This is a genomic window from Pseudodesulfovibrio pelocollis, assembly GCF_030282845.1.
Taxonomy (GTDB): domain Bacteria; phylum Desulfobacterota; class Desulfovibrionia; order Desulfovibrionales; family Desulfovibrionaceae; genus Pseudodesulfovibrio; species Pseudodesulfovibrio pelocollis.
The window spans coordinates 1-25,852 of sequence record NZ_JASTWE010000045.1 but is presented as its reverse complement, the minus strand read 5'-3'; the positions used below and the strand labels follow the sequence as shown (position 1 = coordinate 25,852).

The following is a 25,852-nucleotide window of genomic DNA, read 5'->3' as shown; positions in this document are numbered from 1 at the left end:
CAGCCAGGTCTTTTCCCATGTACAAAGGACACGCCGAAACAAAATAGACAAATAAAATCAAACCATTGCCGCTCTGCCAGGAAGCAAGACATTCCGAGTCTTCTCTTCGGCAACATTGCTGAGGCTAGGGCTCTAGCTTTTTACGGACACTCGAAGTCTTTTAGAAGTCAGCGATGGCCTCATGTTGACGCGGCTTGGCTTTCTTGCCGTAATTAATTCAAATATAGACTATTTTTTCTGGTCATGTGTGAAAACATGTGTTGATTCTGATTCCAGAATCACCAGAAACAATCGGCAACCCCCGAGTATCGCCAGAAGTAAGTCCCAGCCATGTTAGGAAGACACGGCGGGGACTAGGTTCTCGAATTCGCGGTGGGTCTTTTGGGAAAAGTTATCCCACCGGACCCCCTTTCAAAACTGTTTTGGTCTACGCCGCCTGGGAGTCTTACGGGCAAAGAAAAGCCTGACGGCGGCGTAGGGGGTCGCGCGGCCACCTACCGTGCGCCTCTCTTGAAAATTATCCATAAAGAACTTCGTCCCCCCGCTCATCCACCCCGTCTCCGCGCAGCGGAGCCCAAAAAAGTTTCGGAAGGGAGAAGGGATGGGGGGTCCAGGGGGGAAGGGGAGAAATGATCCCCAGACTGTTCAAAAAAAAGTTCGAGTGCAAGGCGCGAAAAACGATCAAGGCCGAAGCGTACTCAAAGTACGCGAGGATTTGAGTGTTTTGAAGCAACGCAGCAATCGGACGTTTTTGGACAGTCTGGAAAGGGTTTCCCTCTCCCCTTCCCCCCCCTGGCCACCGGAGGCCTGCGGCGTGCTTGCCATTGTGCATGCTTGGGGGCATGTTTGGGTGGTATGGATCATCTGCCCGGGACGTCTTGCGAAGAGCGTGAACACGCTGTCATGACCGCGCTGCCGCAGCTTGGCGGGGTGGAGTTGTTGCGCGCGCGGTATGTGACCCAGACCTTTTCGCGCCACTTTCACGAGGGGTATGCGCTGGGCTGCATCGAGGCCGGGGCCATGGGTTTTCGCTACCTGGGGCAGAACGTGGTGGCGGCCAGGGGGCAGGTCAACCTGGTGGTGCCGGGCGAGGCGCACGACGGCCACGGGGCCGTGTCCGGGGGCTGGGCCTACCGCATGTTCTACCTGCCGCCCGAGGCGGTGGCCGGGGCGGCGGGCGAGCTGCTGGCCCGGACGGGCCTGCCGGATTTTCGCATGGGGGTCATCGACGACCCGGCCCTGGCTGATCGAATCCGGCTCACGCATCATCTGCTGGAGCGGCCGCAGACCCCGCTCATGGAAAAGGAGACCCGCCTCATGGGGCTGCTGGCGCAGTGGATAGGGCGCTGGGCCGAGGAGCGCGGGGGGCCGCGCAGGACCGGCAGGGAGCATCGCGCCGTGGCCCGCGCCAGGGAGGTCATCCGGGAGGCTTACGGCACGGACCTTTCCCTCGCGGCCCTGGCCCTGGCGGCCGGGCTTTCGCCCTGGCATCTGGTGCGCGTCTTCGAGCGGGCAACGGGCGTCACTCCGCATGCCTATCTGACCCAGGTCCGGGCGGAGCGCGCCCGGCAGCAGCTGGCCGGGCCGGACCGCATCGCGGACATCGCCTGCGAGTGCGGCTTTGCCGATCAGGCGCACCTGACCCGGCTCTTCAAGCGCCAGACCGGTATGACGCCCGGCAACTTCCGCAAGAATCTTCAAAACTGATTTCGCAAGAATCTTCAAAACTGGCGGGCTGGGCGCGGCTATGGTCCCTGTGACAAGGAGACCCCATGCCCGCACATGTTCCTGAATCAGCCTCTGTTCCTGCTTCATCCCCTGTCGCCGCCTCTGCCTGCCTGGCCCTGGCCATGGTCCTGGTGGGCAGTTCGGTGGTGGCTGGCAAGATCATGGTGGCAGAACTGCCCGTGCAGTTCGCCTCGGCCCTGCGCTTTGTTCTGGCCCTGGCCATCCTCCTGCCGCTCCTGCGCCTGCGGGAGGGCGGGCTGCCCCGGCTGTCGCACCGCTCGTGGCTGGTGCTGGCCGGGCAGGCCCTGTGCGGCTCGTTCCTGTTCACGGTCTGCCTGCTGCACGGGCTGGCGCTGACCACCCCGGCCAGCGCCGGGATCATCACCGCCACCACCCCGGCCTGCATGGGGCTCATCGCCTGGATATTCATGCGGGAGCGGCCCACCCTGAAGGTCGGGCTGGGCATGGCGCTGTCTGTGGCGGGTCTGCTGGCCGTCAATGTGGTGTCTGCCCCGGGTTCCGGAGCGCCTGCGCCGCTGGTGGGCAACCTGCTGGTGCTCGGGGCCGTGCTCTTCGAGTCGCTTTTCTTGCTCCTGCGCAAGGCGGTGCCCGAGCCGCTCACGCCCCTGGCCGCGTCCACGGTGGTGTCGCTCTTCGGGCTGGCCTGGTTCCTGCCCGGGGCGGTGGTGGACCTGGTTTTCGTGATTCCGGCCTCGGGGGGCCTGGCTGGCGTATCTGTCACCGGCTGGCTCTCGGTGGCCTATTACGGGGTGTTCGTCACCGTGCTCGCCTATCTGCTCTGGTTCGCGGGCATCACCCGGGTGCCCGCTTCCACGGCCGGGGTGTTCACCGCGATCATGCCCGTGTCCGCCCTGGTTCTTTCGGCCGCGATTCTGGCCGAGCCAGTTGGCGTGCCCCAGTTGGCGGGCTGCGCCTGCGTGCTGGCGGGCATTGTGCTCATCTCGCGGCGCTAAGGCGAAGGCAAAGCAAATCGGGCCGACAACGCATCGCGTCGTCGGCCCGGTGTGTTGTCGATTCCGCCTTGCGGTCAGACAGCGTATTTCTTCAGGTCCGCCTCGCGGATTTCCTTGCGTTTGATCTTGCCGCTGATGGTCTTGGGCAGCTCGCTCACGTATTCGATGATGCGCGGATACTTGTAGGGCGCGGTCAACTCGCGCACAAAGGTCTGGAGGGTCTTGGTCAGTTCCTCATTGCCCTCGTATCCGGCGGAGAGGACCACGGTGGCCTTGACGATCTGGCCGCGCACTTCGTCGGGCACGCCGGTGACTGCGGCCTCGACCACGGCGTCGTGGGCGACCAGGGCGGACTCCACCTCAAAGGGGCCGATGCGGTAGCCCGAGCTCTTGATCAGGTCGTCGGTGCGGCCCATGAACCAGAGATAGCCGTCCTCGTCGGCCCAGGCCTTGTCGCCGGTGTGGTACCAGCCGTCGAACTTGACCGAGGCGGTCTTCTCCGGCTCGTCCATGTAGCTGTCGAAGAGGCCGAGCACGGGCGAGTCGATGTTGATGCAGATTTCGCCTTCTTCGCCTTGCGGGACAGGCTGGCCGGCGTCGTCGAGTAGGGCGATGTTCCAGCCGGGCACGGGCTTGCCGATGGAGCCGGGCTTGGGGGTCATGAAGGGGAAGGTGGCCACCTGGAGCGTGGTCTCGGTCTGGCCGTAGCCTTCAAAGATGGGCATGCCAAGCGCCTTGTGCCAGGCGTGAAAGACCGAGTCGTTGAGCAGCTCGCCCGCGGTGGTGCAGTGGCGCAGGGCCGAGAGGTCGTACTTGGCCAGGTCTTCGCGCACCAGGAAGCGGTAGACCGTGGGCGGCGCGCAGAAGGTGGTGATGCGGTTGTCCGCGATGACGCGCAGCAGGGCGTCGGCCTCGAACTTGCCCCGGAAGTCCCAGACAAAGACCACGGCATCGGCCATCCACTGGCCGTAGAATTTGCCCCAGACCGACTTGCCCCAGCCGGTGTCGGACAGGGTCAGGTGGATGTCGCTCGGGGTCAGGTCGTGCCAGACCGCGGCCGTGGTGTAGTGGCTGTAGGGGTATTTGTGGTTGTGCAGGACCATCTTTGGCAGACCGGTGGTGCCCGAGGAGAAGAAGATGACCAGCGGGTCCAGGCCGCCGGGCGTGGCCGGGGTGCGCGGGCACTCGGGCGAGGCCTGGGCCATGATCGCCTCGAAATCGAGCCAGCCTTCGGCCGGGGTGCCGCCCACCTGGATGCGCAGGCCCAGGCCAGGGCAGTCGGGCAGGGCCGCGTCCACGCGCGCGGTGATGGAATCCTCGCAGATGATGGCCGTGATTCCGGCGTAGTTGACGCGCTGGACGATGTCCTTGGTGGTCAGCAGGGAGGGCGAGGGGATGGGCACGGCCCCGATGCGGTGCAGGGCGAGCATCGCGGTCCAGTATTCCACCCGGCGGTAGAGGATGAGCATGACCCGGTCGCCGGGCTTCACGCCGCGCTCCATGAGCGCGTTGGCCAGCCTGCGCGATGTCTGCTGGAAGAAGCCGAAATCGAGGTCGCGCCGGGTTCCGGCGTCGTCCACATGGATCATGGCGGGCTGGGCCGGGTCCTTGGCGTCGAGCACGTCGTAGGCGAAGTTGAAGTCGTCGGGGCAGTGGAGCCGGTAGTTGGCCAGCATGTCGGCGTAGCTGGAAAACGAGGGCTTGGTGTTCATGGCGATGCGTCTCCGTGAGTGCGTGTCAGAATGGGTGTCCACAGTCCTTGGATTCGACACTGGGGTCCGGGCGGGCCGAAATTTAACGACCAGCCCTAGAGAATCACGTCGATGAAGCGGGCTTCGCGTCCGTCCAGACCGCGCATGGCGTGGGGTGTGGAAGAGTCGAAGTAGACCGAGTCGCCGGGTTCGAGGATGAGCGGTTCGCCGCCCAGCCGCAGCTCGAGCCTGCCTTCGAGCAGGTAGATGAACTCCTGGCCCCGGTGGCTGGTCTCGGTCATGGTGTCGCCGTCCTTGGGCGGGACGCTGATGAGAAACGGCTCCATCTCCCGCCCGGCGAACTTGTAGCCCAGGCTCTTGTAGTCGTAGTCCTTGCGTCGGTCCACGGCGAACCCCTCGCCCTTGCGCACCAGGGCGTGGGACTTGAGGTGCGGCTCGCGGCCCGAGATGAGGGTGGTCAGGTCCACCCGGCACAGGCGCGAGACATCGAGCAGGTAGCCCACGGGAATCTCCACGGTGGCCGACTCGTATCCGGCCACGGTCTCCTCGCTCACGCCCAGAAGATCGGCCATCTCGCTGATGGTCCAGCCGATGCTCTCGCGCAGGCCGGTCAGCCGGGGCGCGATTTCCTTGTATTGCTCCATCTCTGCCTCCATGGGAAAAGTGGTGGGCGGGCCGTTGGCTTCAAGCCCCGGCCCGCCCGGTGTCAGCGGTGCGTCACGCGTCGGGCCACAGTTCGGCGGCCATTTCGCGCAGCTTGTATTTCTGTATCTTGCCCGACGCGGTCATGGGGTAGCCCGTCAGGAAGGTCACGTATTTTGGCGTCTTGTACCGGGCGATCTTGCCCCGGCAGTAGTCGATGACGTCCTCGGGCTCCATGGTGGCGCCATCCTTGAGGATGATGAAGGCCCCCACCTCCTCGCCGAATTTTTTGCTCGGCACCCCGGCCACCTGCACGTCGCGGATGCCGTCCATGGCGTAGAGGAATTCCTCGATCTCGCGGGGATAGACGTTCTCGCCGCCCCGGATGATCATGTCCTTGAGCCGTCCGGTGATGGACAGGTAGCCGTCCCCGTCCATGACCCCGAGGTCGCCGGAGTGGAGCCAGCCGTCGGCGTCGATGGCCCCCTCGGTGGCCTTCTGGTTGTTGTAGTAGCCGACCATGACGTTGTAGCCCCGGCAGCAGATCTCGCCCTGGGTGCCGCTTGGCACCTCGCGGCCGGTCTCCGGGTCCACGATGCGGATCTCCACCTCGGGCATGGCCTGGCCCACGGTCTCGGTCATCTGGCGGATGGAGTCGCCGATCTTGGTCTGGCTCATGACCGGGCTTGATTCGGTCAGGCCGTAGCAGATGGTGATCTCCTTCATGTTCATCCGGTCCATGACCCGCTTCATGACCTCCACCGGGCAGGGCGATCCGGCCATGATCCCGGTGCGCAGGCTCGAATAGTCGAAGCGCTCGAACAGGGGATGATCGAGGATGGCGATGTACATGGTGGGCACGCCGTAAAGGGCGGTGCACTTCTCCTGGTCCACGGCGGCCATGACGTCAAGGGGCACGTAGTCCTCCAGGATGACCATGGTCACCCCGTGGTTGACGCAGGCGAGCACGCCGAGCACGCAGCCGAAACAGTGGAAGAGCGGCACGGGCAGGCAGAGCCGATCGCCGGGCTTGAACTCCTGGTTCTTGCCGATCCAGTAGCCGTTGTTGGCGATGTTGTAGTGGGTCAGCTGCACGCCCTTGGGAAAGCCGGTGGTGCCCGAGGTGTACTGCATGTTGACCACGTCGTGGGGGCTGAGCCCGGCCTGGCGGGCGCGGTACTGATCGTCGGAGACCATGGCGGCCATGGCTTGCAATTCGGGAATGGAGTACATGCCCCGGTGCTTTTCGTGGCCGAGGTAGAAGAGCCGCTTGAGCATGGGGAACTTGTTGGTGCGCAGGTGGCCGCGCTCCTGGGTCTTCAGCTCCGGGATCTGCTCGTAGACCGTGGCCAGGTAGTCGTGGTCGCGGTAGTTGCCGATGATGAAGAGGTTCTCGGCCTCGGAGTGTTCGAGCAGGTACTTGAACTCATGGGAGCGGTAGTGGGTGTTGACCGTGAGCAGGATGGCCCCGATTTTGGCCGTGGCGAACTGGAGCGCCACCCAGTAGGGCACGTTGTTGGCCCACACGGCCACCTTCTCGCCTCTCTCAACGCCCAGGGCCATAAGCCCCTTGGCCAGGGTGTCCACCAGCGCGCCGAACTCGCGGTAGGTCAGGCGGAAATCGCGGTCCACATAGACCACGGCCTCGGTATCGGGATATTTGGCGACGGTTTCGCTGAGCAGGTCGCCCAGGGTGATTTCTCGGATGGCTGCCATGGATGCCGCCTATTCCGGGAAGTAGAGGACCGCGTAGATTTCCGCCTTCTCGTCCCCGGCGCAGGCCACGTTGTGGGGGACCACGGAGTTGAAGTAGACCGAGTCGCCGGGCGAGAGGATGGACTCCTCCTGGCCGTAGCGGATGCGCACCCGGCCGGAGTGGACCACGATGAACTCCTCGCCCTCGTGGGAGGAGAGGGTGTCGTCCAGGCTCGATTTGGGCAGCATCTCGATGAAGAAGGGCTCCATGTGGCGGTCGGTCTTGCCCCGGCCCAGGGAGTGGAAGACCATGCCCGGCTCCTTGCCGTCCGGGTGCATGGTCAGCTCTTCCTCGCGCTCGGCCAGCCGGACGATGAGCGGGTCGCTCGACACCTGGTCGTCGAGGAAGGTGCCAAGGCGCACGCCCAGGGCGCGGGCCAGCTTCACCAGCGGCCGCAGGGAGGGATACATGTCGCTCTGCTCCACGGCGCTGATGAAGTCCTCGGTCAGGCCCGTGCGCTCGGCCAGATCGCCGACGCTCAGTTTCTGCCTCTCTCGGTATGCCTGTATCCTGGTGCCGATGCTGCTCATGGGAAACTGCTCCTTGCGTGTCTTCGGCCCTGTGGCCGGAATCCTTGGCTGAAACGGATCACGATCCGGGATGACTCTTTGCCGCCCATGCGTGTACCCGAAACAGGCGCGGTTGTCACCACGTGCGAGAAAAGCGCAGGCACGGCGGGCGGCTTCATTGCCTTCGTGTTTCAGGCGGTGTATGGTCGGCAGGCAATGTACAGGGGCCTGCCGCGCGGCAACCCGGCGTCTTGGCGCCAGGGCCTGGAGGCGTCGATCCCAGGCATTGCGGCGAGTCCGGCCTGCTGCCCGGACCGCGACCAAACCTTGGATGAATCGAGCCAGAGGAGGCGTTTTGGCCGAGTATTATATGCCCCGTCAGGGGAGTTCCTATCTCGAGAACATCGTCACCTGGATCAGGACCGGGAAGCGGTTCCGGCCCAGGTTTCCCCGGGCGGTCCAGTTCCAGACCCTTTCGACCTGCAACGCCAAGTGCGTGTTCTGCTGCCATTCGAGCGAGCCCAAGGCCATCCCCCACGGGCGGATGGATGACGGGCTCATCAGCAAGATCATCAAGGAGTGCGGCCGCAGCGGCGTGGGCAGGGTGAGCCCCTACATGACCAACGAGCCGCTCATGGACAAGCGGATGCCGCGAATCCTGGCCGACATCAAGAAGCACTCCATCCTGCCGGTCAAGACGCGGATCACCACCAACGCCAGCCTGCTGACCCCGGAGATCGGCGAGGCGCTGATCAACGCCAAGCTGACCCAGATCTGGATCAGCGTGAACGGATACAGCGAGGAGACCTACCGCCAGTCCATGTCCCTTGATTTCGCGCGGACCATGGAGAACATCGACAGGTTTCTGGACCTGAAGCGGAAGATGGGAGCCAAGCATCCCAAGGTCAACATCACGACCCTGCGCACGCGGCTGGTGGAGCACGAGCTGGAGGACGCCAGGAAGTACTGGGACCAGCGGGATGTGAAGTTTCACATCCACGCCGTGGACAACCGCGTGGGTGAGGAGACCTTTGATTCCGTCTGTGTCGATACCCTGGAGAGGAAGAAGAAGCGCCACTGCGACCTGTTTCTCAAGCAGGCGTACATTGTGGAGAACGGCGACATGATCATCTGCTGCCACGACTGGAAGCAGTCGGTGGTGGTCGGAAATATCGCCAACAGCTCCATCCGGGAAGTGTGGAATTCCGAAAGGTTCATGAAGCTGATCTACGAGTATTTCGAGGGCAATTTCGAGAACCTGGAGATATGCCGCAAGTGCGGCTGCTAGCGCGCAGGGCGATTCCCGGCGCTTCCGGGTGATGGAACGGTCCGGCGCGGGAAGGGAGCGGATGTTCAGCCATTGGCAATCAGCGGGGGACAGATGACGGCAGACGAGAGGACCACCGGGGGCAAGGTGTCGCAGGATGCGGCCATGCCCGAGGTGGAGATTCCCGATTCCGTGCGGCGGCACCGGATATCCGGGGTGTTTTCGAGCCAGGCCGTGGTTAGGGTGGGCACGGGTACCACCTCGCGCAAGGTCATCCAGAAGGCGTACTGGTTCGCCGAGGAGGCCGAGCCGGACGAGGATGGCCGCGTCATGGTCATGGTCAGGCCCCTGAACAAGAACAACGTGCCCTCGGGACAGGCCGAGGCCGTGGCCAAGGCGGACTTCCTGGAGCGCTACAACCCGGAGCTTGAGTACTACCAGAAGGAAGTCTATCCCCGGATGAAGGAACTGGACACCACCCTCAAGCGCGCCGAGGCCCAGCGCGAGCAGGGCGCGCTCTACTCCGCCCAGTTCGAATACGAGGCCGCCCTGAACGTGGACGAGGAGAACGTGCGCGCCAATTTCGGCCTCGGCTTGACCTACATGGAGCGCGGCGACGCGAGCAAGGCGGGCGACATCTTCAAGCGCGTGGTCTCGCTGGAGGCCGCCTTTGCCCCGGAGCACAAGCATCTCTTCAACGAATTCGGCATCAACCTGCGCAAGTCCAAGCTCCTTGACCAGGCCGTGGAATACTACGAGCGCGCCCTGCAACTGACGGACAGCGACGAGAACCTCCACTACAACATCGCCCGCGCCTACTTCGAGCGCGGCGACAGGGACCAGTGTCTGGCTCACCTGCATCGGGCGCTGGAGCTCAACCCCCGCTTCGAGGAGGCCCGAAAATTCCTGGCCTATGTCGAGAAGGAGGGCGGCGGGCGCGTGCTTGACATGTGAGGCCCTGCGCTTCAGCAACCCCTGACAATTCCCGACCGCAAAACAATCACGGCCGACTTCCCCCGGGGAGGTCGGCCGTCCGCTGGTTGGGGCGGGGCTAACGTCAGACGTCGATTCCCTGCTGCTTGTACTCGTTGAGCTTGTTGCGCAGGGTGCGCACCGAGATGCCAAGCAGCTCGGCGGCGCGGGTGCGGTTGCCCGTGGTTTCTTCAAGACTCATGAGAATCAGGCGCTTCTCCATCTCGTGCAGGGGCATGACCGAGAGGGCCTCGTCCATGGAGGTGGGCGGCGGGGCCTGGCTGGCGGCCTGCTGGTCCGCGCCCACGGCAGCGAGGTCGTCCGGCGTCCACTGCTCGTCGCCCATGAGGAAATGGCGGGTCTGGATGGGTCCGGCCCCAGCCAGGAGCACGGCCCGTTCCATGAGGTTTTGCAGCTCGCGCACATTGCCGGGCCAGTCGTAGTTCATGAGCCATTTCTTGGCGTTTTCGGTGAAGGCGAGTCGGCCCAGGCCGTAGGCGGCGCTGAACTTGTTGGTGAAGAACTCTGCCAGCAGGAGGACATCGTCGCCGCGCTCCCTGAGGGCGGGCAGCTTCAGCGGGATGACATTGAGCCGGTAGAAGAGGTCCTGGCGGAATTTGCCGTCGTTCACCGCGGCCTCGATGTCGCGGTTGGTGGTGGCCAGCACGCGCACGTCCACGCTGACCGTCTCCACGCCGCCCACCCGGTCGAACTCGGATTCCTGGAGCACGCGCAGCAGTTTGGCTTGCAGGCCCTGATCCATCTCGGTGATTTCGTCAAGGAGAATGGTGCCGCCGTGGGCCAGCTCGAACTTGCCGGGCTTGCGGCTGATGGCCCCGGTGAAGGCGCCCTTTTCGTGGCCGAAAAGCTCGGATTCCAGCAGATGCTCGGGCAGGGCCGCGCAGTTGATGGCCACAAAGGGCTTGTCCGTGCGGTCCGAGTTGTGGTGCAGGTAGCGGGCGAACATCTCCTTGCCGGTGCCGGACTCGCCCGCGATGAGCACCGTGGCCTTGGACCGGGCCACCTGCCGGGCCAGGGCGAGCACGCGCAGCACGGCCTCGTGGCGGCCGATGATGTGAAATTTGCCGGGAACGGCCGGGGCGGCGGAGGGGCGTTGCGGCTGGGCTGGTTCGGGCGGCGGCGGGGCGGGCTCTGCCGGGAGGACCAGCTTGATCTTGTCCCAGGCCAGGGGCTCCACCCAGTAGTCGCGCGCGCCCATGGAGAGGAAGCGGGTGGCCTCCTCGGCATTGCCGCTGGGCGTGAAGATGATCACCGGCGGGAATCCCTCGACCTCGCGGGCCTGATCGAGCAGGGCGCGGGCGTCGAACCCCTGCATGGCCGGGCGGCAGAAGACGAGGCAGGGGTGCGATTTCTTGATGAAGCCCAGCGCGCCGGTCAGGTTGTCGGCCAGTCCGGCCTGGAGTCCCGCCGCCTTGAGGGTGGGGAAGACGGCGGCAACGGACTGCGGTTCCGCGATGAAGAGCACGGTTCTGGCTGACATGATCCTGTCTATTAACGGGAAGTTGAATTGTTTACAAGTGGTTCCCTGTCCTGCCCTGCTTCTCGCGCTGTCGGGGCGGCGTCAGCCCGGGTATTTTTCCATGAACCGGCGCTCGGCCGCTGCGTCGCCGATGACGTAGAGGGAGTCGGCGGCGTCCAGGGGCCGGGTCGGGTCCGGGTTGACCTCCAACTCGTCGCCGTGGGCCACGGCGATGACGCTGCATCCGGTACCCTGGCGCAGGCCGCTGTCCATGAGGGTGGTGCCCGCCAGGGAGGAGTGGACCTTGACCCGGAAGATGTTCAGCCCCTCGGTCAGGGTGAGCACCTTGCCCGGGCTGAGGAGGTTGATGACGGTGTTGGCCGTGATGGTGGCGTAGGACATGACCAGATCGGCCCCGGCCTTGTGCAGGACGCTGATGTTGCGGTCAAGGGTGGCCCGGCTGACGATCTGGATGTCCGGGCGCAACCGGCGGCAGTAGATGGTCAGATAGATGTTGAGGTCGTCGTTGTGGGTGGTGACGAAGACCGAGGAAGCCTTGTTGATGCCCGCCGCCTCCAGGGTATCCAGGTCCGAGGCGCTGCCGTGGACGTAGTGTTTCCGGTCGCGGATGAGCTTGGGGTTTTTCTCCACGATGCGGTAGTCCACGCCCTGGGCGGCCAGGGTTTGGGCCGTGGCCCGGCCCACCCGGCCGCCGCCCAGAACCAGCACCGGGGCCGAGACCGCCGATGTCGGCCCGGCAAAGGCGTCGAAGGCGTCGAGCTGCGCCCTGGTTCCGGCCAGGACCAGGATGGAGCCCTGGCCGATGACCGTTTCCGGGCGCGGGGCCTCGATCCGTCCGCGGTCCCACAGGCCCACGATGTTCATGCCCGCGATGTCGCGCAGCCCGCAGTCGCGGATGGTGCGGCCCACCAGCGGGGTGCCCTGGGCGGGAGCCTCGGCCAGGAGCAGTTCGTGGACGCTGCCGATGACGTTGCTGCGGGTGCCCGCGCCCAGGTTGCGCCGGGCCAGCATCTCGCCGAGCATGCGCATGAACTGGAAGACATGGCTGGCCCCGGCCATCTCGAGGATGTCCACCGACTCCTCGGAGTCCGCATTGGCCACGATTGGCACTTTGGGCGCGACCTCGCGGATGGTGAAGGCGGCGTTGGTGTTCTTCATGTCGTCGTTGAGGAGTACCACCATGGCGGCGTGGTCGGCCCGCAGTCGCTGGTAGGTCTCCGGATCGTCGGAGGGGCCGACCACGGGCTTGTACCCCTGGTCCAGGAGGTCGAGGGCGTGGTGCACGTCTTGGACGAGGATGCAGTGGTCGTAGTGGAACTGGTCAAGGCGCACGGCCAGGTTCAGGGCCACGGGGTCCGAGCCCACGATGATCAGGTGGCCCGACGCGGTCTCCGGCATATCGCGGCGCACCCGCGACTTGGTCTGGGCTTCGAGAAAGGGTGCGTAGAAGAACTGGATGAAGGTGAAGGGGAGCATGACCAGCAGGAAGACGACGCCCGAGAGCAGCACCACCAGCGAGAACATCCGGCCCAGGTCAGAGGTGAAGGTGATGTCGCCGAACCCCAGGGTGGACATGACGGTCAGGGTCCAATAAAAGCCTGTCACCCATGAGAATTCCTGACCCTCGCGCTCCATGAGCACATGGAAGAGCACGCTGTAGAGGGTGATGCACGCCAAGAGGAAAAGCAGGAACTTGACCAGGGCGCGCAGATTGCGCTGGGCGCGCCTGTCGCGGATGAGATAGGTGATCTGCGCGGGGATGAATTTCATGGTGCGGTTCCGTGATGCGCCCGATGCGTTTGGCGCTGGGCCTGCGGCGGCCGTCAGCCGACTCAGTCGGCGACGGCCTCGGGGTTGATGAGGTGCCAGATGCCTGCGACGGTTTTCAACTCCAGGACAAAGGCGATGCCCTTGCCTGGCTGATTCAGTTCACCCTCGCGGACGATGGCTTCGAGAATCGCCCGGCTCTTGTCGCTGGGCACGATGGTCAGGACGATGTCCTTTTCCGGCTCGATGGGGATGCCCCACAGCTTCTTGTTTTCGCGGATGCCGGTGCCGCGCCCGGGAATGATGGTTCCCCCCTCGGCGCCGGCAGCCTTGGAGGCGGTGATGATGGCCTCGCAGTTGCCCTTGTCCACCACGGTGACGATCAGGTCAAAGGGGATGTCCAGTTCCATGCCTAACTCCTTCTCTTTGCGTAAGTCACGATCATTCCCAGAGCCATGACCGACAGGATGGGGGCCAGTGCCACCAGCGCGATGAGGCCGAAGCCGTCCAGGATGGGGTCGCGCCCCTCCATGGCAGTGGCGATGCCCAGGGCCACGGCCAGGACAAAGGTCACGGTCATGGGGCCGGTGGCCACGCCGCCCGCGTCAAAGGCGATGGCGATGAAGGTCGGGTCGCAAAACCGCATCATGACCAGGGCCGCGAGATAGCCGGGGATGAGGATGTGATGGATGGGAACGCCGTAAATGATCTTGGCCATGCCCAGGGCCACGAACAGGGCCACGCCCAGGGACAGGGCGATGAGGATGACCTTGCCCTTGATGCTGCCCGAGGACGCCTTTTCCACCTGCTGGCTGAGGATGTGCACCGCGGGTTCGGCCACGGTGGCTACCAGCCCGAGGACGAACCCGATGGGAATCAGCGGCCAGGTGGAATCCATGGCCCCCAGCACCTCGCCCATGGCCGTGCCCACGGGCATGAACCCCACCTGCACCCCCTGCAGGAAGAGGATCAGCCCGGCCACGCACAGGGCCAGCCCCTTGACCATGTTCAGCACGTACTCCGTGGGCAGCTTGAGGTAGCGCACCTGGAAATAGAGGAAAAAGAGCACCAGCGGGGTCAGGGCCTGGAGCACCTCGGCGACCACATGGCCGAAGTCGAGAAAGTCGAGCAGACCGGTCATCCGTAGAACATCCCCAGGAGCATGACACCAATGACCGGCCCCACCGAGGCCAGCCCGACAAGGCCGAAGCCGTCGGAAAAGGACGATCGGCCGCCCATGACCGCCACGGTGCCAAGGCCCAGCGCCAGGATGAAGGGCACGGTCACAGGCCCGGTGGTGACGCCGCCCGCGTCAAAGGCGATGGGCACGAAGTCGGCCGGGGTGATCAGCGACAGGGTGATGATCAGCAGGTAGCTGACCGCGTAGAGCCAGGCGATGGGCGTTCTGAAGACGATGCGGGCCATGGCCAGGACCACGAACAGGGCCACGCCCAGCGCCACGCTGAGGATGAGCACCTGCCTGTTGACCGCGCCGCCCGAGGCGAGGTCCACCTGATGGGCCAGCACGCGCACGTCCGGCTCGGCCACGGTCACGGCAAAGCCGAGAATGAAGGAAAAGAAGAGCAGGAAGCGCAATGAACCGTGCTTGGGCAGCTCGCCGCCCACGGCCTCGCCCATGGGCAGGAGGCCGATCTTCACGCCCTGGAGAAAGAGGAACAGTCCGGCCAGGACCATGGCCGCGCCCACGAGAAACCGGGCAAAGACCTCCCAGGACAGGGAGACCAGGAACACCTGCAACAGGATGACCACCCCGGCGATGGGCAGCACGGCCAGCAGGACTTCCTTGAGGTTATCGTTGATTCGGGCCTTCATGGGTTCCCTTGGTGGCGGTTCATGGATGTCGTCCGTGTGTCAGAACGTTCAGATCGCCAGCAAAGAACAAAATACCAGTATCGTACCGGGGTTTCAAGGCGTTTCGCCCGCGCCCTGTCGATGGATACTGCTGGGGCGACTAGTCGGGCGCGCTGGCCTTTTTCTCCATGCGGGCCTTGCGCCACAGGTGGAAGCGGTCGGCAAAGGCCGGGGCCTTCTGGAACAGGAAGACACCGATCATGGCCGTGATGATGACGTAGGCACCGCTGAACACGCGCAGCTGGGGCACGGCAAGGCTGGCGATGACGGCCGAGAATTCGCCGCGCTGGACCAGCGAGAACCCGGCCCTGGCCGCGATCTTGGGTGTCAGCCCGGAGATGCGGCCGCCCAGGTAGCCGGTGAGCACCTTGCCGATCACGGCCCAGACCACGCACACCCCCAGGAGCAGGGGCATGGGCACGCCGTCGCCGAACTGCACCGTGGTGCCGAACCAGAAGAAGAAGAAGGGCAGCATGATGTTGCGCAGCGGGATGAAGAGCTGCTCCAGGTCGTGGGCCTTGCCTGTCTCCGAGAGCATGACCCCGGCCAGGAACGCGCCCAGGATCTCGGAGAGGCCCAGCCACAGCGCAAGCCCCGCATAGGCCAGGGCCAGCCCGGCCGCGAGCAGGGGGATGAAGTCGGTCTGGATGTAGCGGCCCATGAAGGTTCCCATCCGGCGGAAGCCGAAATAGGCGATGGCCACGGCTCCGGCCACAAAGAGCACGATCTTGAGGGTGAGCAGCCCGGCAAACCCGGCGGTCATCTCGTCGCCCCCCATGGTGGCGGCGATGAAGGTGACCAGCAGCGGGGCCACCAGATCCTCGAAGATGAGCAGGCCGAGGATGAACTCCGACTCCGGGTTGGCCAGCCGTTTCTTTTCCTCCAGCATCTTGACCGTGATGGACGAGCTGGTGGCATAGGACACGGAGCCGATGATGAAGGAGGAGAGGATGTCGAGCCCCAGGATCAGGCCAAAGCCCATGACCACGCCGAAGTTGAGGGCCACGTCGATGAGCCCGGCCGGCCAGATGCGCCGCCCCACGTCCATCATCCGTATGAGCGGGAATTCGAGCCCCACGATGAAGAAGAGGAAGACGATGCCGATCTCGGCGGCCTCGTGAATGTGCTTGTTGTCGCTGACATACCCTGCCAGGACCACGCCGAGCAGGATGTAGATAAGGACCGAGGGCACCTTGATCTTCATGGAGGTCAGGGAGGCCCCGAAGAAGGTGATCAACACTATTCCGGCCAGGAGGAGAAAGGGAAGGCTGTCCATATCGCCTCGCTCAGTGGTGGTGTGCGCAAACAGAGGCCGCGACCGGCCCAGGAGTCGTGGCCTTCGGGGCGGACCCGGTCGCGCCTAGCGGCACATGTCTTCCAGCGTCTTGATCTGCTCGCGCGAGCCGATGGCCATGAGCACGTCGCCTTCGGTGATGACCTCGGTGATGTCCGGGCTGCCGATGATGGCGCCTCCCCGGTCGATGCCGATGATGGTGGAGCCGGTCATCTTGCGGATCTGGGATTCGGCGATGGTCTTGCCCTTGAGCTGGCTGGCGGCTCCGACCTTTATCCACTCGATGCGCACCGAGCGGAGCAGCAGGTCCATGCGGTCGTCGGCCACGGGCTGGTAGTCCACGCCCAGCAGGATGGCCCCGAGCTTGCGGGCCTCCTCGTCGCTGAACTTGACCGTGGCCAGGGGGTCGTCGTCCGGGTCGTCGAAGTAGTAGATTTCCCGGTTGCCCGTCAGGTGAAGCAGGATCACGATGTGCTTCCCGCCCACGGTGGTCATGGAATATTTTTTCCCGATGCCGGGCAGATCCGTTGTCTTGACGTCCATGGTGTCCTCCAGCGTCTTTGATACTCAGAGAGTATGTACCCGCGAAAGTGCCGATTGTAAATTAAGATCGGCCAGTTCCGGCCTTGGGGCGTCAGGAGAAGGAGCTTGTTCCGCCCTTGCCCGTCAGCCTTGCTCAGCCCTCCATCTTCTGTTGAATCTTGGCCCAGGTGTCGCGCAGGGTGGTTGTGCGGTTGAAGACGAGGCGCGAGCCGGGCGCGTGGTCGCGCGAGTCCGCGCAGTAGTAGCCGGTGCGCTCGAACTGGAAGTTGGTGCCCGGGGCCATGCCCGCCATGGCCGGTTCCACCATGCACCGGGTCAGCACCTCCAGGGAGTCGGGGTTGACATGGTCCGTGAAGCTGCCGCCCTCGGCCACCGCGTTCGGGTTGTCGCAGGTGAAGAGGGGGCCGTAGTTGCGCACCTCGGCCGCCAGTGCGTGGGCGGTGGAGACCCAGTGCAGGGTGCCCTTGATCTTGCGCCCGTCCTTGGACCAGCCGCCGCGCGTTTCGGGATCATAGGTGGCGCGGACCTCGGAGATCCGTCCGTCGACGTCGCGGGTGAAGCCGGTGCAGGTGACGTAGTAGGCAAAGCGCAGGCGTACCTCGCGGCCTGGGGCGAGGCGGAAGTATTTCTTGGGCGCGTCCTCCATGAAGTCGGCCCGCTCGATCCACAGCTCGCGGGTGAAGGGCACCACGCGGGTGCCCATGGACTCGTCCTCGGGGTGCAGCGGCATGGTGAACTCGTCCAGCCCGTCTTCGGGGTAGTTCTCGATGACAAGCTTCACCGGGTCCATGACCCCGAGGTAGCGCGGGGCGCGGTCGTTGAGGTCCTGGCGCACGCAGTGCTCGAGCAGGGCCTGTTCCACGGTGGAGTCCGCCTTGGCCACGCCGATGCGGTCGCAGAAATCGCGCAGGGAGGCCGGGGTGTAGCCGCGGCGGCGCAGGCCGCAGATGGTGGGCATGCGCGGGTCGTCCCAGCCCGAGACGAATCCCTCCTGCACCAGTTGGATGAGCTTGCGCTTGGAGAGCACGGTGCCGGTCAGGTTGAGCCGGGCGAACTCGTACTGGCGGGGCCGCTGGGTGAAGCCGGGCAGGGCGGCCAGCTCCCCATAGGCGGCCGCGTTTTCTCCGAAAAGTTCGGGCATTCTCAACCCCTGCATGAGCGTGTCCACGCACCAGTCGTACAGTGGGCGGTTGTTCTCGAACTCCAGGGTGCAGATGGAGTGGGTGATGCCCTCGATGGCGTCGGACAGGCCGTGGGTGAAGTCGTACATGGGGTAGATGCACCATGCATCGCCGGTGCGGTGGTGGCTGGCGCGCTTGATGCGGTAGAGCGTCGGGTCGCGCAGGACCACGTTGGGCGCGGCCATGTCGATCTTGGCGCGCAGGACGCACGCGCCGTCGGCCAGCTCGCCCGCGCGCATGGCCCGGAACAGGGAGAGGTTCTCCTCCACGCTGCGGTCGCGGTGGGGCGAGTTGGTGCCCGGCTCCTTGAGGGTGCCCCGGTTGGCGCGGATCTCGTCGGCGCTCTGGTGATCCACATAGGCCCTGCCCATCCTGATGAACAGCTCGGCGATCAGGTAGAGCTTCTCGAAGTAGTCCGAGGCGTAGAAGTTGGCGTCCCACTCGAAGCCGAGCCAGCGCACGTCCTCCTTGATGGACTCCACGTACTCCACGTCCTCCTTGACCGGATTGGTGTCGTCGAAGCGCAGGTTGCACCGGCCCTGGTAGTCGCGGGCGATGCCGAAATTGAGGCAGATGGACTTGGCGTGGCCGATGTGCAGGTAGCCGTTGGGCTCGGGAGGAAAGCGGGTGTGGACTCGGCCCCCGTAGGCGCCGCTCTCGTTGTCCCTGTCGATGATGGTGCGGATGAAGTCCTTGCCTCTTTCCGGGGCGTCGGGCGTGTTGCTCATGTGCTCTGTCCTTGTTGCCATATGGGGTGCCATATGGGGGCTGCCATGCGGGGTGTCCTGGCGTTGCCCAGTCCTTGTTGATTGCCGGATGCGGTCCTGCCTGGAAATGATAATCGCGCCGGGTCATCGAATTACGGGAAAACCGCTGGCCGGTCAACGTGTGCCGCGTGTTCCGGCCCTTGCCCCCCGGGCGGGAAAGGGGCACCATGGGCCCTCACCCAAACCCCCGGAGGCTTTCATGACCCTCTTCACCGTTGATGCAGAAGCCTGCGCCCGCGACGGCCTGTGCGCGGCCGTGTGTCCGGCCGGGTGCATCGTCTGCGCGCCGGACGAACTGCCCGTGCCCCATGAGAAGAAACACGCCTACTGCATCGAGTGCGGCCACTGCGTGGCTGTCTGTCCCCACGGGGCGCTGCGGCTCGACCGCTTCGCCTCAGGCCCGGTGTCCCTTGATCGGGCCAACCGGCCGTCCCTTGATCAGGTGGAGTGGCTGCTCAGGGCGCGCCGCTCCATGCGCGCCTTCCGGCCCGAGCCCCCCGAGCGCGAGCTGGTGGCCCGGCTCCTCGACCTGACCCAGTACGCGCCCTCCGGGCACAATGCCCGGCCCGTGGAATGGGTGATGGTCTCCACTCCCGAGGCGGTGCGTACCGTGGCCGTGGCCGTGGCGCAGTGGATGCGCGGCGAGGTTGAGCGGCAGACGCCCCTGGCCGCGGCCCTGCACCTGCCCGGGGTGGTGGGTGCCTTTGATGCGGGCGTGGACATCATCTGCCGGGACGCGCCCATGCTGGCCGTGGCCCACACGCCGGCGCAGGGCATCACCCCGGCCGAGGACGGGGTCATCGCCGTGACATATCTGGAGCTGGCGGCCGCCGGGGCCGGGCTCGGGGCGTGCTGGTGCGGGTATCTCTGCGCGGCGGCCAGGCATGACCCGCGCGTGCTGCGCGTTCTCGGGCTGGATGAGGACCGCGCGGTGCGCGGTGCGCTCATGCTGGGCCGCCCGGCCCGGCGCTATGCGGCCGCGCCACCCAGGACCCAAGCCAGGGTGGATTGGCTGTGATCGCCTTCCGGCCCGGGTGCCCGGGCGTTACGCTTGGGGCTGGGCCGATTTGCGGCAGTATTTGAGGAATTTCTGGGCCTCGATGAACTCGGGGTTGAGGCTCAGGGCCTGCTCCAGGCTGCGCACGCACTGGTCGCTCATGCCCTTTTCAAAGTAGACCCGGGCGAGGTTGAAATAGACGTTCTCGTCGTCTTCCACGATCTCGAGGGATTTGTTGTAGTAGCGGATGGACTCGTCGTAGTGGCCGTTCTTGCGCAGCGAGATGCCGAACTGGTTGAACTTCTGCCTGTGCTCGTGGGTGAAGGCCTCGTCCAGGCCCAGAAGTGTGTCGAGGACCTTCTTGAGTTTGTCGAAGTCTTTTTGTTCGGAGTAGACTTCACCCAGGCCGTAGTTGGCGTTCACGTTCTTGTCGTCCACCATCAGCGCCTTGAGGAACTGGCGCTCGGCCTCGTCCAGGTCGCCGGCGGCGAAGGCCTCGTTGCCCATCTTGACCTTGCGGCTCAAGGTGTTGAGGGCCGGGACGGTATGGATGCGGTAGTAGCTGGGCTCAGGCGTGTACTGCTTGAGGAAGTCTATCTCGCCGAGCACGCTGCGGACGCCCGAGGGCACATGGTGCACGTTCAGCGGCTGGACCTCGAACTCGCTGGGCGAGAGCTGGCGCGCGTACCAGTAGGTCACGTTCTGGTGCTTTCCCTGGGTGCCGCCGGTGCCGATGTCGGCCTCCAGCGAAAGGGAGTAGACGCCAAGTATCTGAGGATAATCATTCACGTTCAGTCTCCGTCTGTCCGCTTCGCGCCAGGCCGCCATCCGGGTTTCAGCGGTGTTTCGTAGCAACCAGGGATCGAGTTGAACATATATTCCAGGGCACAGGAAAAAGCAATAACTCTTCTTGTTTCGCCGGTGCGGGCAGACGGGGAAGGCCCCAGGCGGGGCCTTCCGCAGAGTGTTGACACAGTCCGCTCTGACAGGCTGCTGAGAAAGGTTCGAGTGCTAGGCGCGAAAAAAAGGCAAGGCCGACGCGTATGTGCAATACGCGAGGGTTTGCCTTTTTTGAAGCAACGACGCAATCGGGCCTTTCTCAACAGCCTGGGGAAGGCCCCTGGCGGGGCCTTCCGTGTGGTGGTGAGGAGCGGGCTGGCGAGCTAGTCGCAGGGACGCCAGGGCTCGTTGAGCTTGCGGTCCGATCCGGTCAGGGGGATGGACTGAGGCAGCATGGCCCCGATGATGGGGGTGAAGGGGTGGTAGTGGTAGGTCACGGCCACCTCGACCAGACCGCAGGGGGGGCCTGCGTCGTCGGCCGTGCCGTCGCCCGAGGCCGAGGTGTCGGGCCAGGAGCGCACGGTGATCTCGGTGCCGCCGCTGTCCAGGTGATCGAGCCAGACCCCGGCGGCTTCCATGATCCGGTTCAGCCGGTCTCCCTGCTCCTCGCCCTGGCCGGTGGCTGCGAAGCGGGTGCCGCTCTGGGCCGCTTTTTGGAGGGTCAGCCAGGAGTAGAACATGGTCCCGGCCTCGATGGTGACCATGACCATGGCCAGCAGGAAGGGCAGGATCAGGGCGAACTCCATGGTGGTCATGCCCCGGCGGCGGTTGGTCTTGAGGTGTCGCATAGGTTCCTCCCTAGTTCAGGAGCCGCCAGCCCAGCTGCTTGCCGATCTTCTTGAAGACGTCCGGGATGTCGTAGACCGACGGGGCGTCAAAGTAGTGGTCGTCCGTGCCCGGCTTGCTGGAGGCGATCTGCTTCATGAGCGCCCGATCCACGTTGTCCGAGTCGCCGAAGCGGATGGCGAAGATCTCGATGCCCTCGTCCTTGGCCAGCTGGGCCTCGGTGAGCATGTCCTGGTTGAGCACGCCGCCGTCATTGCAGTGGGCGGTGTCCACGCCCATGCCGTAGTAGGCGTTGGTCCAGTAGTTGTTAGGCCGGTAAGTGGCCCGGAAGGGGCCGCCGCACTCGCCGTCTTCGGTGTCGCCGTCGGTGAGCACGATCATGATCTTGCGGAAGTCCTTTCTGTCTCCGGCCTGGGTGTAGGGGGCCTCGGGGGTGAGCATGTGCCGCGCCCACTTGATGCCCTCGGAGATGACCGTGCCCGAGGCGCTGCCCAAGGCGGTCTGGGAGTTGATGCCCGAGATGACCGAGTCCTTGTCCGTGCTCAAGGGGCGAGACTCCGGGATGCTGGAGCAGGTGTCGAGATCGATGCGGTCGCGGTAGTAGGAAGATAGGGACCAGTACATGTCCATGAAATCCTCGTGGATGCCGGTGTTGACCGAGCCGTCGGCGTTGCGGCAGCCCGCTTCCAGGCCGTCCACGTCCCCGCCGAGGCGCACCTTGCCGCGAAAGGCCACCAGACCCACCTTGGTGTCAGGCTGCTGGCCATCGGGGATGAGCAGGTCAGTCAGGCCGATGGACGCCTCCTTGACCAGATTGATGGGTGTGCCCTTCATAGAGCCGGAGTTGTCGATGACAAAGACCACCTCAAGCTTGTTGAACCCGGCGGCCGCCCGGGCCTGAACCCACGGGTCCGTGAGCTTGAGGAAGCCCATGATCAGCAGCGGCGCCTTGGCCCTGGCCTCGACCACGACGCTGCGCACCTCGCTTCCCGGGGTCACGCTGTCGATGACCGCGTCGGGCATGTTGGTGTGGACCATGGTCGTGGCCGCCTGCTGCACGATGCCCTTGGACAGGTCCGGGTCATAGGGCAGTTCAAGGCTTCCGGCCAGCGCGCCCGCGTCCACCGCAGCCTGGAGCCGGGTGTGGGTCAGGTACATGTTGCCCATGTCCACGGCCAGTCCGGCCACGGCCAGCAGCACCGGCAGCAGCAGGGCGATGAAGGCGCTGGTGGCACCGCTCTCGGAGCGCCTAAGGCAGCGGCATCGTTGTCTGGGCCACCAGCGTGAGGGCCGAGCCGCAGTTGAGCAGTTCGACGGCGTTCTTGAGGAACGGTTGATAGGCATAGGAAACCTCGACGGTGACAGTGTTGGCGGCGGGATTGGCGGTGACGGCCGTGTTCACGGCCTCGCTCTTTAGTCCCTGGGTCACGGCCTGGACCAGGGCCTCGATGTCCGAGACGGTGCCGTCCATGAGAGCCATGCGCGCGCCCTCGCGGCTGGCCTGGACCACATTGGAATAGGCGTGCATGGCCCCGGCCCCCTCGATGAGCAGGAAGAGCAGCAGCGCCATGGCCGGCAGCATCAGCGCGAACTCGACGGCCGCCAGCCCCCGGCGTGAATCGTCCCACTTCCTCATAGCGTCTCTCCTTGAAAGGCTCGTGATCGCTCCGGCTCGGGCCGGATGCCTTTCTCATAAGCAATGGCTGTGCCAGCAGGGGAAACACGATTGGCGACATGAAGTATCTATTTTAATTTACTGGAATATATTCGAACCGTGTGCTTGGCTGGCTCGGACTTGGAGCGTCTGTTCAAACGCGGCCATCCATTTTTCATGGATTTGTGTGGCGGGGCAGTGTACCCTTGTGGCACAGGCAGAATGAAGGGAGGGCACATGGCGGAGCGGATACTGGTCGTGGACGACGACCGCGCGTTTCAGGGGATGCTGGTGGAGGCCCTGATGGAGAAGGGGTACGCGGTGGACACCGCGTCCACGGCCGAGGAGGGCATCCGCAAGGCCGCGGCCGTGGGGCCGGACCTGATCCTGCACGACATCAAGCTGCCGGGCATGTCCGGGCTCGATGCCCTGCCGCATCTGGCCCAGGCCGCGCCCGGTGTGGACGTCATCGTCATGACCGGGTATGCATCCAAGGATTCCGGCGTGTTGGCCATGCAGCGCGGGGCCTATGACTATTTCACCAAGCCCTTTTCCCTGGTGGAGATGGAGGTGGTGGTGCGCCGCGCCCTGGAGAAGCGGCGGCTCCAGCAGGAGCTGGTCGAACTCAGGCGGCGCGACAAGGCGAGCCCGCTCCACACCATCATCGGCCAGTCCGCGCCCATGCGCGCCCTCAAGGAGCGTGTCGCCCGAGTGGCCGGGCTTGATGCAGATGTATTGATCATGGGCGAGACCGGCACGGGCAAGGAGCTGGTCTCGGACACCATCCACGCCCTGAGCAGCCGGTCCAGGGGGCCGTTTGTCAAGCTCAACTGCGCGGCCATTCCCGAGAATCTCATCGAAAGCGAGCTGTTCGGCCACGAAAAGGGAGCCTTTACCGGCGCCACCTCTGCCAAGGCGGGCAAGTTCGAGCAGGCTCGGACTGGCACCATCCTGCTGGACGAGATAGGCGACATGCCGCTGAATCTCCAGCCGAAACTGCTGCGCGCCGTGGAGCAGAAGCAGGCCGAGCGGTTGGGCGGGGCCAAGCCCGTGACCTTTGACGTGCGCATCATCGCGGCCACCAACCAGGAGCTGGAGCAGCGCGTGGAGAGCGGGGCGTTCCGCAGCGATCTCTATTACCGGCTCAACGTGGCCACCCTGGTCCTGCCCCCCTTGCGCCAGCGCAAGGACGACCTGCCGCTCCTGGCCGAGTTCTTCCTCGATCGCGCCAACCGGCGGCTGGGCACTGACATCACCGCCATCTCCCAGCAGGCCATGGAGATATTCTTCAACTACGACTGGCCGGGCAATGTCCGCCAGTTCGCCAATGCGGTGGAGCGGGCGGCCATCTTCTGCACCTCCACCGTGATCACCCCGGGCGACGTGGATCAGGCCTTTTCCAACCGGCGGCCAGCCGGAACCTGCGACCCGTGCCCGCCGATTCCTCCGCAGGGCTTTGACCGGGAGCCGGGGCCGGAGCACGGCCCGGGAGCAGAGACCGACACCCTGCCCCTGCGCCAATCCCTGATCCGCTACGAGCGCCAGCGCATCGAAGCCGCCCTGAGCCATGCCCGGGGCGTGCAGACTGATGCCGCCGAAAGCCTGGGCATTTCACCCAGGAACCTCTGGAACAAGATCCAGAAACACGGCATCGACCCCGCCGCCTTCAAGGCATAGCAGACTGTTGAAAAATGGCGATCTGCGGCCGTTAAGTGACTGTAGGCGAGTCTTCGAGCCGTACAGAAAGCTTATTCAAAAAGGGCAAATCCTCGCGCACAAGAAGTACGCTTCGGCCTTGCCCTTTTTTTCGAGCCTAGCATCTCACCCTTTTTGAACAGTCTGCAAGTGCTGACTTCTTCAACGGCCCGATAACGCCCCCAGTTCGGCGAATCTCTGGGTTTTCATTGCAATCCACTCTTTGTGTGTTTCAACAACTTGCTGAAATCATGAAGTTTGTCCGGTGCACTCTCTGGTTGCGGCCGAAAAGTGTATCCACTGATTGTGGATTAAGGCCCAGCCGACTGCGCCGTCGATGAAGCCTCTCGTAAGGTGAGAAAAATTAAATCCTGTTAAAACAATATGTTATATGTATAGTGGCAGGCCGTGATCGGCTGTGGCACGGCGGTTGCTTTCTTCGGGGCGTGGCTGGTGCGAATCATCGCAAAACGAATTTCAGGCCCTGCCGGGCCGATCACAAGCACAAGGAGAAAAGCAATGTCCAAGATCATGAACCTGATCATGAATGAAGAAGGCGCGACCGCTCTTGAATACGGTCTGCTCGCAGCCCTGATCGCCGCTGCCATCGTCGGCGCGGTCACCACCCTGGGTGGCGTGGTTTCCTCCACCTTCAGCTCCATCGCCACCAGCATGCAGGCTGCCACCGGCACCGCTCCGTAGGCCGGAGCACCACAGGCAATCCGTATAACGGAAGCGCCAGAGCAGCCGGACCGGGGTGGGCGGGAATGCAGCCCGCCAGCCCCGGTCCAGCCGTCCGAGGGGAAAACGGACGACGGGGCAAGGCCTCTGCGCATCGGGGGAACCATGGATCATTTCATCGCCAGCGTGCTCGCGGCGGCGCTCATCGTCGCCACCATCACCGACATCAGAAGCCAGCGCATCTACAACTGGCTGACCTTTCCGCTCATCCTGTCCGGGTTGGCCGCTCACACCCTGCACGCCGGGGTCGATGGCCTGCTGCTCGGCGCAGGCGGGTTCGCCCTGGGCCTCGGGGTGATGCTCGTGCCGTATTTCCTGGGCATGATGGGCGCTGGCGACGTCAAGCTCATGGCCGGGGTGGGCGCGTGGCTCGGGGCCCAGGCCGCCTTTACCGCCTTCCTCTTCACCTGTCTTGCGGGCGGAATCTACGCCGTCATCGTCCTCGCCCGCCACTTCGACCAGTTCAAGGCCGTGCTGATCAACATCTGGGCCACCTTCCTCCTGGCCGTGTCCACCCGGCGCTTCGAGTACACGCCCGTGACCGAGGGCCAGGCCCTGCCGCGCCTGTGCTACGGCGTGGCCATCGCCGTGGGCACTGTGGCCGCCATGGTCGTCAACGTGACCCAGACCGGGTCAATCCTGGCCCGCTAGTGT

24 protein-coding genes are annotated in these 25,852 nt (G+C 64.7%); 8 read left to right on the top strand and 16 right to left on the bottom strand.

What is annotated here, in order from left to right:
- Positions 1–903 precede the first annotated feature (903 nt).
- Together QQS14_RS13745 and QQS14_RS13740 are read left to right on the top strand one after the other, a co-directional pair.
- Positions 904–1,707 carry an AraC family transcriptional regulator gene (locus QQS14_RS13745; RefSeq protein ID WP_285907582.1) on the top strand — a complete coding sequence of 268 codons (804 nt, stop codon included), beginning with the start codon at positions 904–906 and terminating at the stop codon, positions 1,705–1,707.
- Between the two features lie 65 nt (positions 1,708–1,772).
- On the top strand, positions 1,773–2,702 hold the full coding sequence (locus QQS14_RS13740) for a DMT family transporter (protein WP_285907581.1): 930 nt from the start codon (positions 1,773–1,775) through the stop codon (positions 2,700–2,702).
- Between the two features lie 74 nt (positions 2,703–2,776).
- On the opposite strand, the gene QQS14_RS13735 is transcribed toward QQS14_RS13740, so the two are convergent.
- The 4 genes from QQS14_RS13735 to QQS14_RS13720 form a co-directional block, all read right to left on the bottom strand.
- Positions 2,777–4,414 carry an AMP-binding protein gene (locus QQS14_RS13735; RefSeq protein ID WP_285907580.1) on the bottom strand — a complete coding sequence of 546 codons (1,638 nt, stop codon included), beginning with the start codon at positions 4,412–4,414 and terminating at the stop codon, positions 2,777–2,779.
- A 95-nt stretch (positions 4,415–4,509) separates the two neighbouring features.
- Entirely contained in the window at positions 4,510–5,058 is a 549-nt protein-coding gene (locus tag QQS14_RS13730) for a helix-turn-helix domain-containing protein (protein ID WP_285907579.1), read from the bottom strand.
- Positions 5,059–5,131: 73 nt separating this feature from the next.
- Positions 5,132–6,772, bottom strand: coding sequence for an AMP-binding protein (locus QQS14_RS13725; RefSeq protein WP_285907578.1), 1,641 nt, complete (start codon positions 6,770–6,772; stop codon positions 5,132–5,134).
- A gap of 9 nt (positions 6,773–6,781) precedes the next feature.
- Positions 6,782–7,342, bottom strand: coding sequence for a helix-turn-helix domain-containing protein (locus QQS14_RS13720; protein ID WP_285907577.1), 561 nt, complete (start codon positions 7,340–7,342; stop codon positions 6,782–6,784).
- Between the two features lie 334 nt (positions 7,343–7,676).
- Here QQS14_RS13720 and QQS14_RS13715 point away from each other — a divergent pair, with 334 nt between their 5' ends.
- Entirely contained in the window at positions 7,677–8,609 is a 933-nt protein-coding gene (locus tag QQS14_RS13715; protein WP_285907576.1) for a radical SAM/SPASM domain-containing protein, read from the top strand.
- Positions 8,610–8,702: 93 nt separating this feature from the next.
- Complete coding sequence (locus tag QQS14_RS13710) at positions 8,703–9,542, top strand: tetratricopeptide repeat protein (protein WP_285907575.1); 840 nt, start codon at positions 8,703–8,705, stop codon at positions 9,540–9,542.
- A 103-nt stretch (positions 9,543–9,645) separates the two neighbouring features.
- Here the strand turns inward: QQS14_RS13710 and QQS14_RS13705 are convergent, their stop codons facing one another.
- The 8 genes from QQS14_RS13705 to QQS14_RS13670 form a co-directional block, all read right to left on the bottom strand.
- Positions 9,646–11,061: a sigma-54-dependent transcriptional regulator gene (locus tag QQS14_RS13705; protein WP_285907574.1), complete on the bottom strand. Its 1,416-nt coding sequence runs from the start codon at positions 11,059–11,061 to the stop codon at positions 9,646–9,648.
- Between the two features lie 81 nt (positions 11,062–11,142).
- Positions 11,143–12,831, bottom strand: a complete 1,689-nt coding sequence (locus QQS14_RS13700) for a potassium channel family protein (RefSeq protein WP_285907573.1) — start codon at positions 12,829–12,831, stop codon at positions 11,143–11,145.
- 62 nt (positions 12,832–12,893) lie between these two features.
- Positions 12,894–13,238: a P-II family nitrogen regulator gene (locus QQS14_RS13695; protein WP_285907572.1), complete on the bottom strand. Its 345-nt coding sequence runs from the start codon at positions 13,236–13,238 to the stop codon at positions 12,894–12,896.
- Between the two features lie 2 nt (positions 13,239–13,240).
- Entirely contained in the window at positions 13,241–13,969 is a 729-nt protein-coding gene (locus tag QQS14_RS13690; protein ID WP_285907571.1) for a DUF1538 domain-containing protein, read from the bottom strand.
- Positions 13,966–14,661, bottom strand: coding sequence for a DUF1538 domain-containing protein (locus QQS14_RS13685; protein WP_285907570.1), 696 nt, complete (start codon positions 14,659–14,661; stop codon positions 13,966–13,968). The genes QQS14_RS13690 and QQS14_RS13685 overlap by 4 nt, the downstream gene beginning before the upstream one ends.
- Before the next feature lie 139 nt (positions 14,662–14,800).
- A complete protein-coding gene (locus QQS14_RS13680; protein ID WP_285907569.1) occupies positions 14,801–15,976 on the bottom strand; it encodes a cation:proton antiporter in 1,176 nt (391 codons plus the stop codon).
- A gap of 84 nt (positions 15,977–16,060) precedes the next feature.
- Positions 16,061–16,537: a cation:proton antiporter regulatory subunit gene (locus QQS14_RS13675; RefSeq protein WP_285907568.1), complete on the bottom strand. Its 477-nt coding sequence runs from the start codon at positions 16,535–16,537 to the stop codon at positions 16,061–16,063.
- 133 nt (positions 16,538–16,670) lie between these two features.
- Positions 16,671–18,446 (bottom strand): glutamine--tRNA ligase/YqeY domain fusion protein, encoded by a 1,776-nt coding sequence (locus QQS14_RS13670; protein ID WP_285907567.1) that lies wholly within the window; start codon positions 18,444–18,446, stop codon positions 16,671–16,673.
- A gap of 238 nt (positions 18,447–18,684) precedes the next feature.
- Here QQS14_RS13670 and QQS14_RS13665 point away from each other — a divergent pair, with 238 nt between their 5' ends.
- Positions 18,685–19,503: a nitroreductase family protein gene (locus tag QQS14_RS13665; protein ID WP_285907566.1), complete on the top strand. Its 819-nt coding sequence runs from the start codon at positions 18,685–18,687 to the stop codon at positions 19,501–19,503.
- Positions 19,504–19,530: 27 nt separating this feature from the next.
- Here QQS14_RS13665 and QQS14_RS13660 read toward each other — a convergent pair whose 3' ends face one another.
- The 4 genes from QQS14_RS13660 to QQS14_RS13645 all read right to left on the bottom strand — a co-directional run bounded on the left by QQS14_RS13660 (position 19,531) and on the right by QQS14_RS13645 (position 22,744).
- Positions 19,531–20,310, bottom strand: a complete 780-nt coding sequence (locus QQS14_RS13660) for a tetratricopeptide repeat protein (RefSeq protein WP_425607932.1) — start codon at positions 20,308–20,310, stop codon at positions 19,531–19,533.
- A 335-nt stretch (positions 20,311–20,645) separates the two neighbouring features.
- Positions 20,646–21,110 (bottom strand): TadE/TadG family type IV pilus assembly protein, encoded by a 465-nt coding sequence (locus QQS14_RS13655; RefSeq protein WP_285907565.1) that lies wholly within the window; start codon positions 21,108–21,110, stop codon positions 20,646–20,648.
- Positions 21,111–21,120: 10 nt separating this feature from the next.
- Complete coding sequence (locus QQS14_RS13650) at positions 21,121–22,452, bottom strand: vWA domain-containing protein (protein ID WP_285907564.1); 1,332 nt, start codon at positions 22,450–22,452, stop codon at positions 21,121–21,123.
- Positions 22,358–22,744, bottom strand: a complete 387-nt coding sequence (locus QQS14_RS13645; RefSeq protein WP_285907563.1) for a TadE/TadG family type IV pilus assembly protein — start codon at positions 22,742–22,744, stop codon at positions 22,358–22,360. Before QQS14_RS13645 ends, QQS14_RS13650 begins: the two co-directional genes overlap by 95 nt.
- 255 nt (positions 22,745–22,999) lie before the next feature.
- Between QQS14_RS13645 and QQS14_RS13640 the strand changes: the two genes are divergently transcribed.
- From QQS14_RS13640 to QQS14_RS13630, 3 genes are all read left to right on the top strand, one after another.
- Positions 23,000–24,439, top strand: coding sequence for a sigma-54-dependent transcriptional regulator (locus QQS14_RS13640; protein WP_285907562.1), 1,440 nt, complete (start codon positions 23,000–23,002; stop codon positions 24,437–24,439).
- A gap of 537 nt (positions 24,440–24,976) precedes the next feature.
- Entirely contained in the window at positions 24,977–25,159 is a 183-nt protein-coding gene (locus QQS14_RS13635; RefSeq protein ID WP_285907561.1) for a Flp family type IVb pilin, read from the top strand.
- 144 nt (positions 25,160–25,303) lie between these two features.
- Complete coding sequence (locus QQS14_RS13630) at positions 25,304–25,849, top strand: A24 family peptidase (protein WP_285907560.1); 546 nt, start codon at positions 25,304–25,306, stop codon at positions 25,847–25,849.
- The last annotated feature ends 3 nt before the right edge of the window (positions 25,850–25,852 follow it).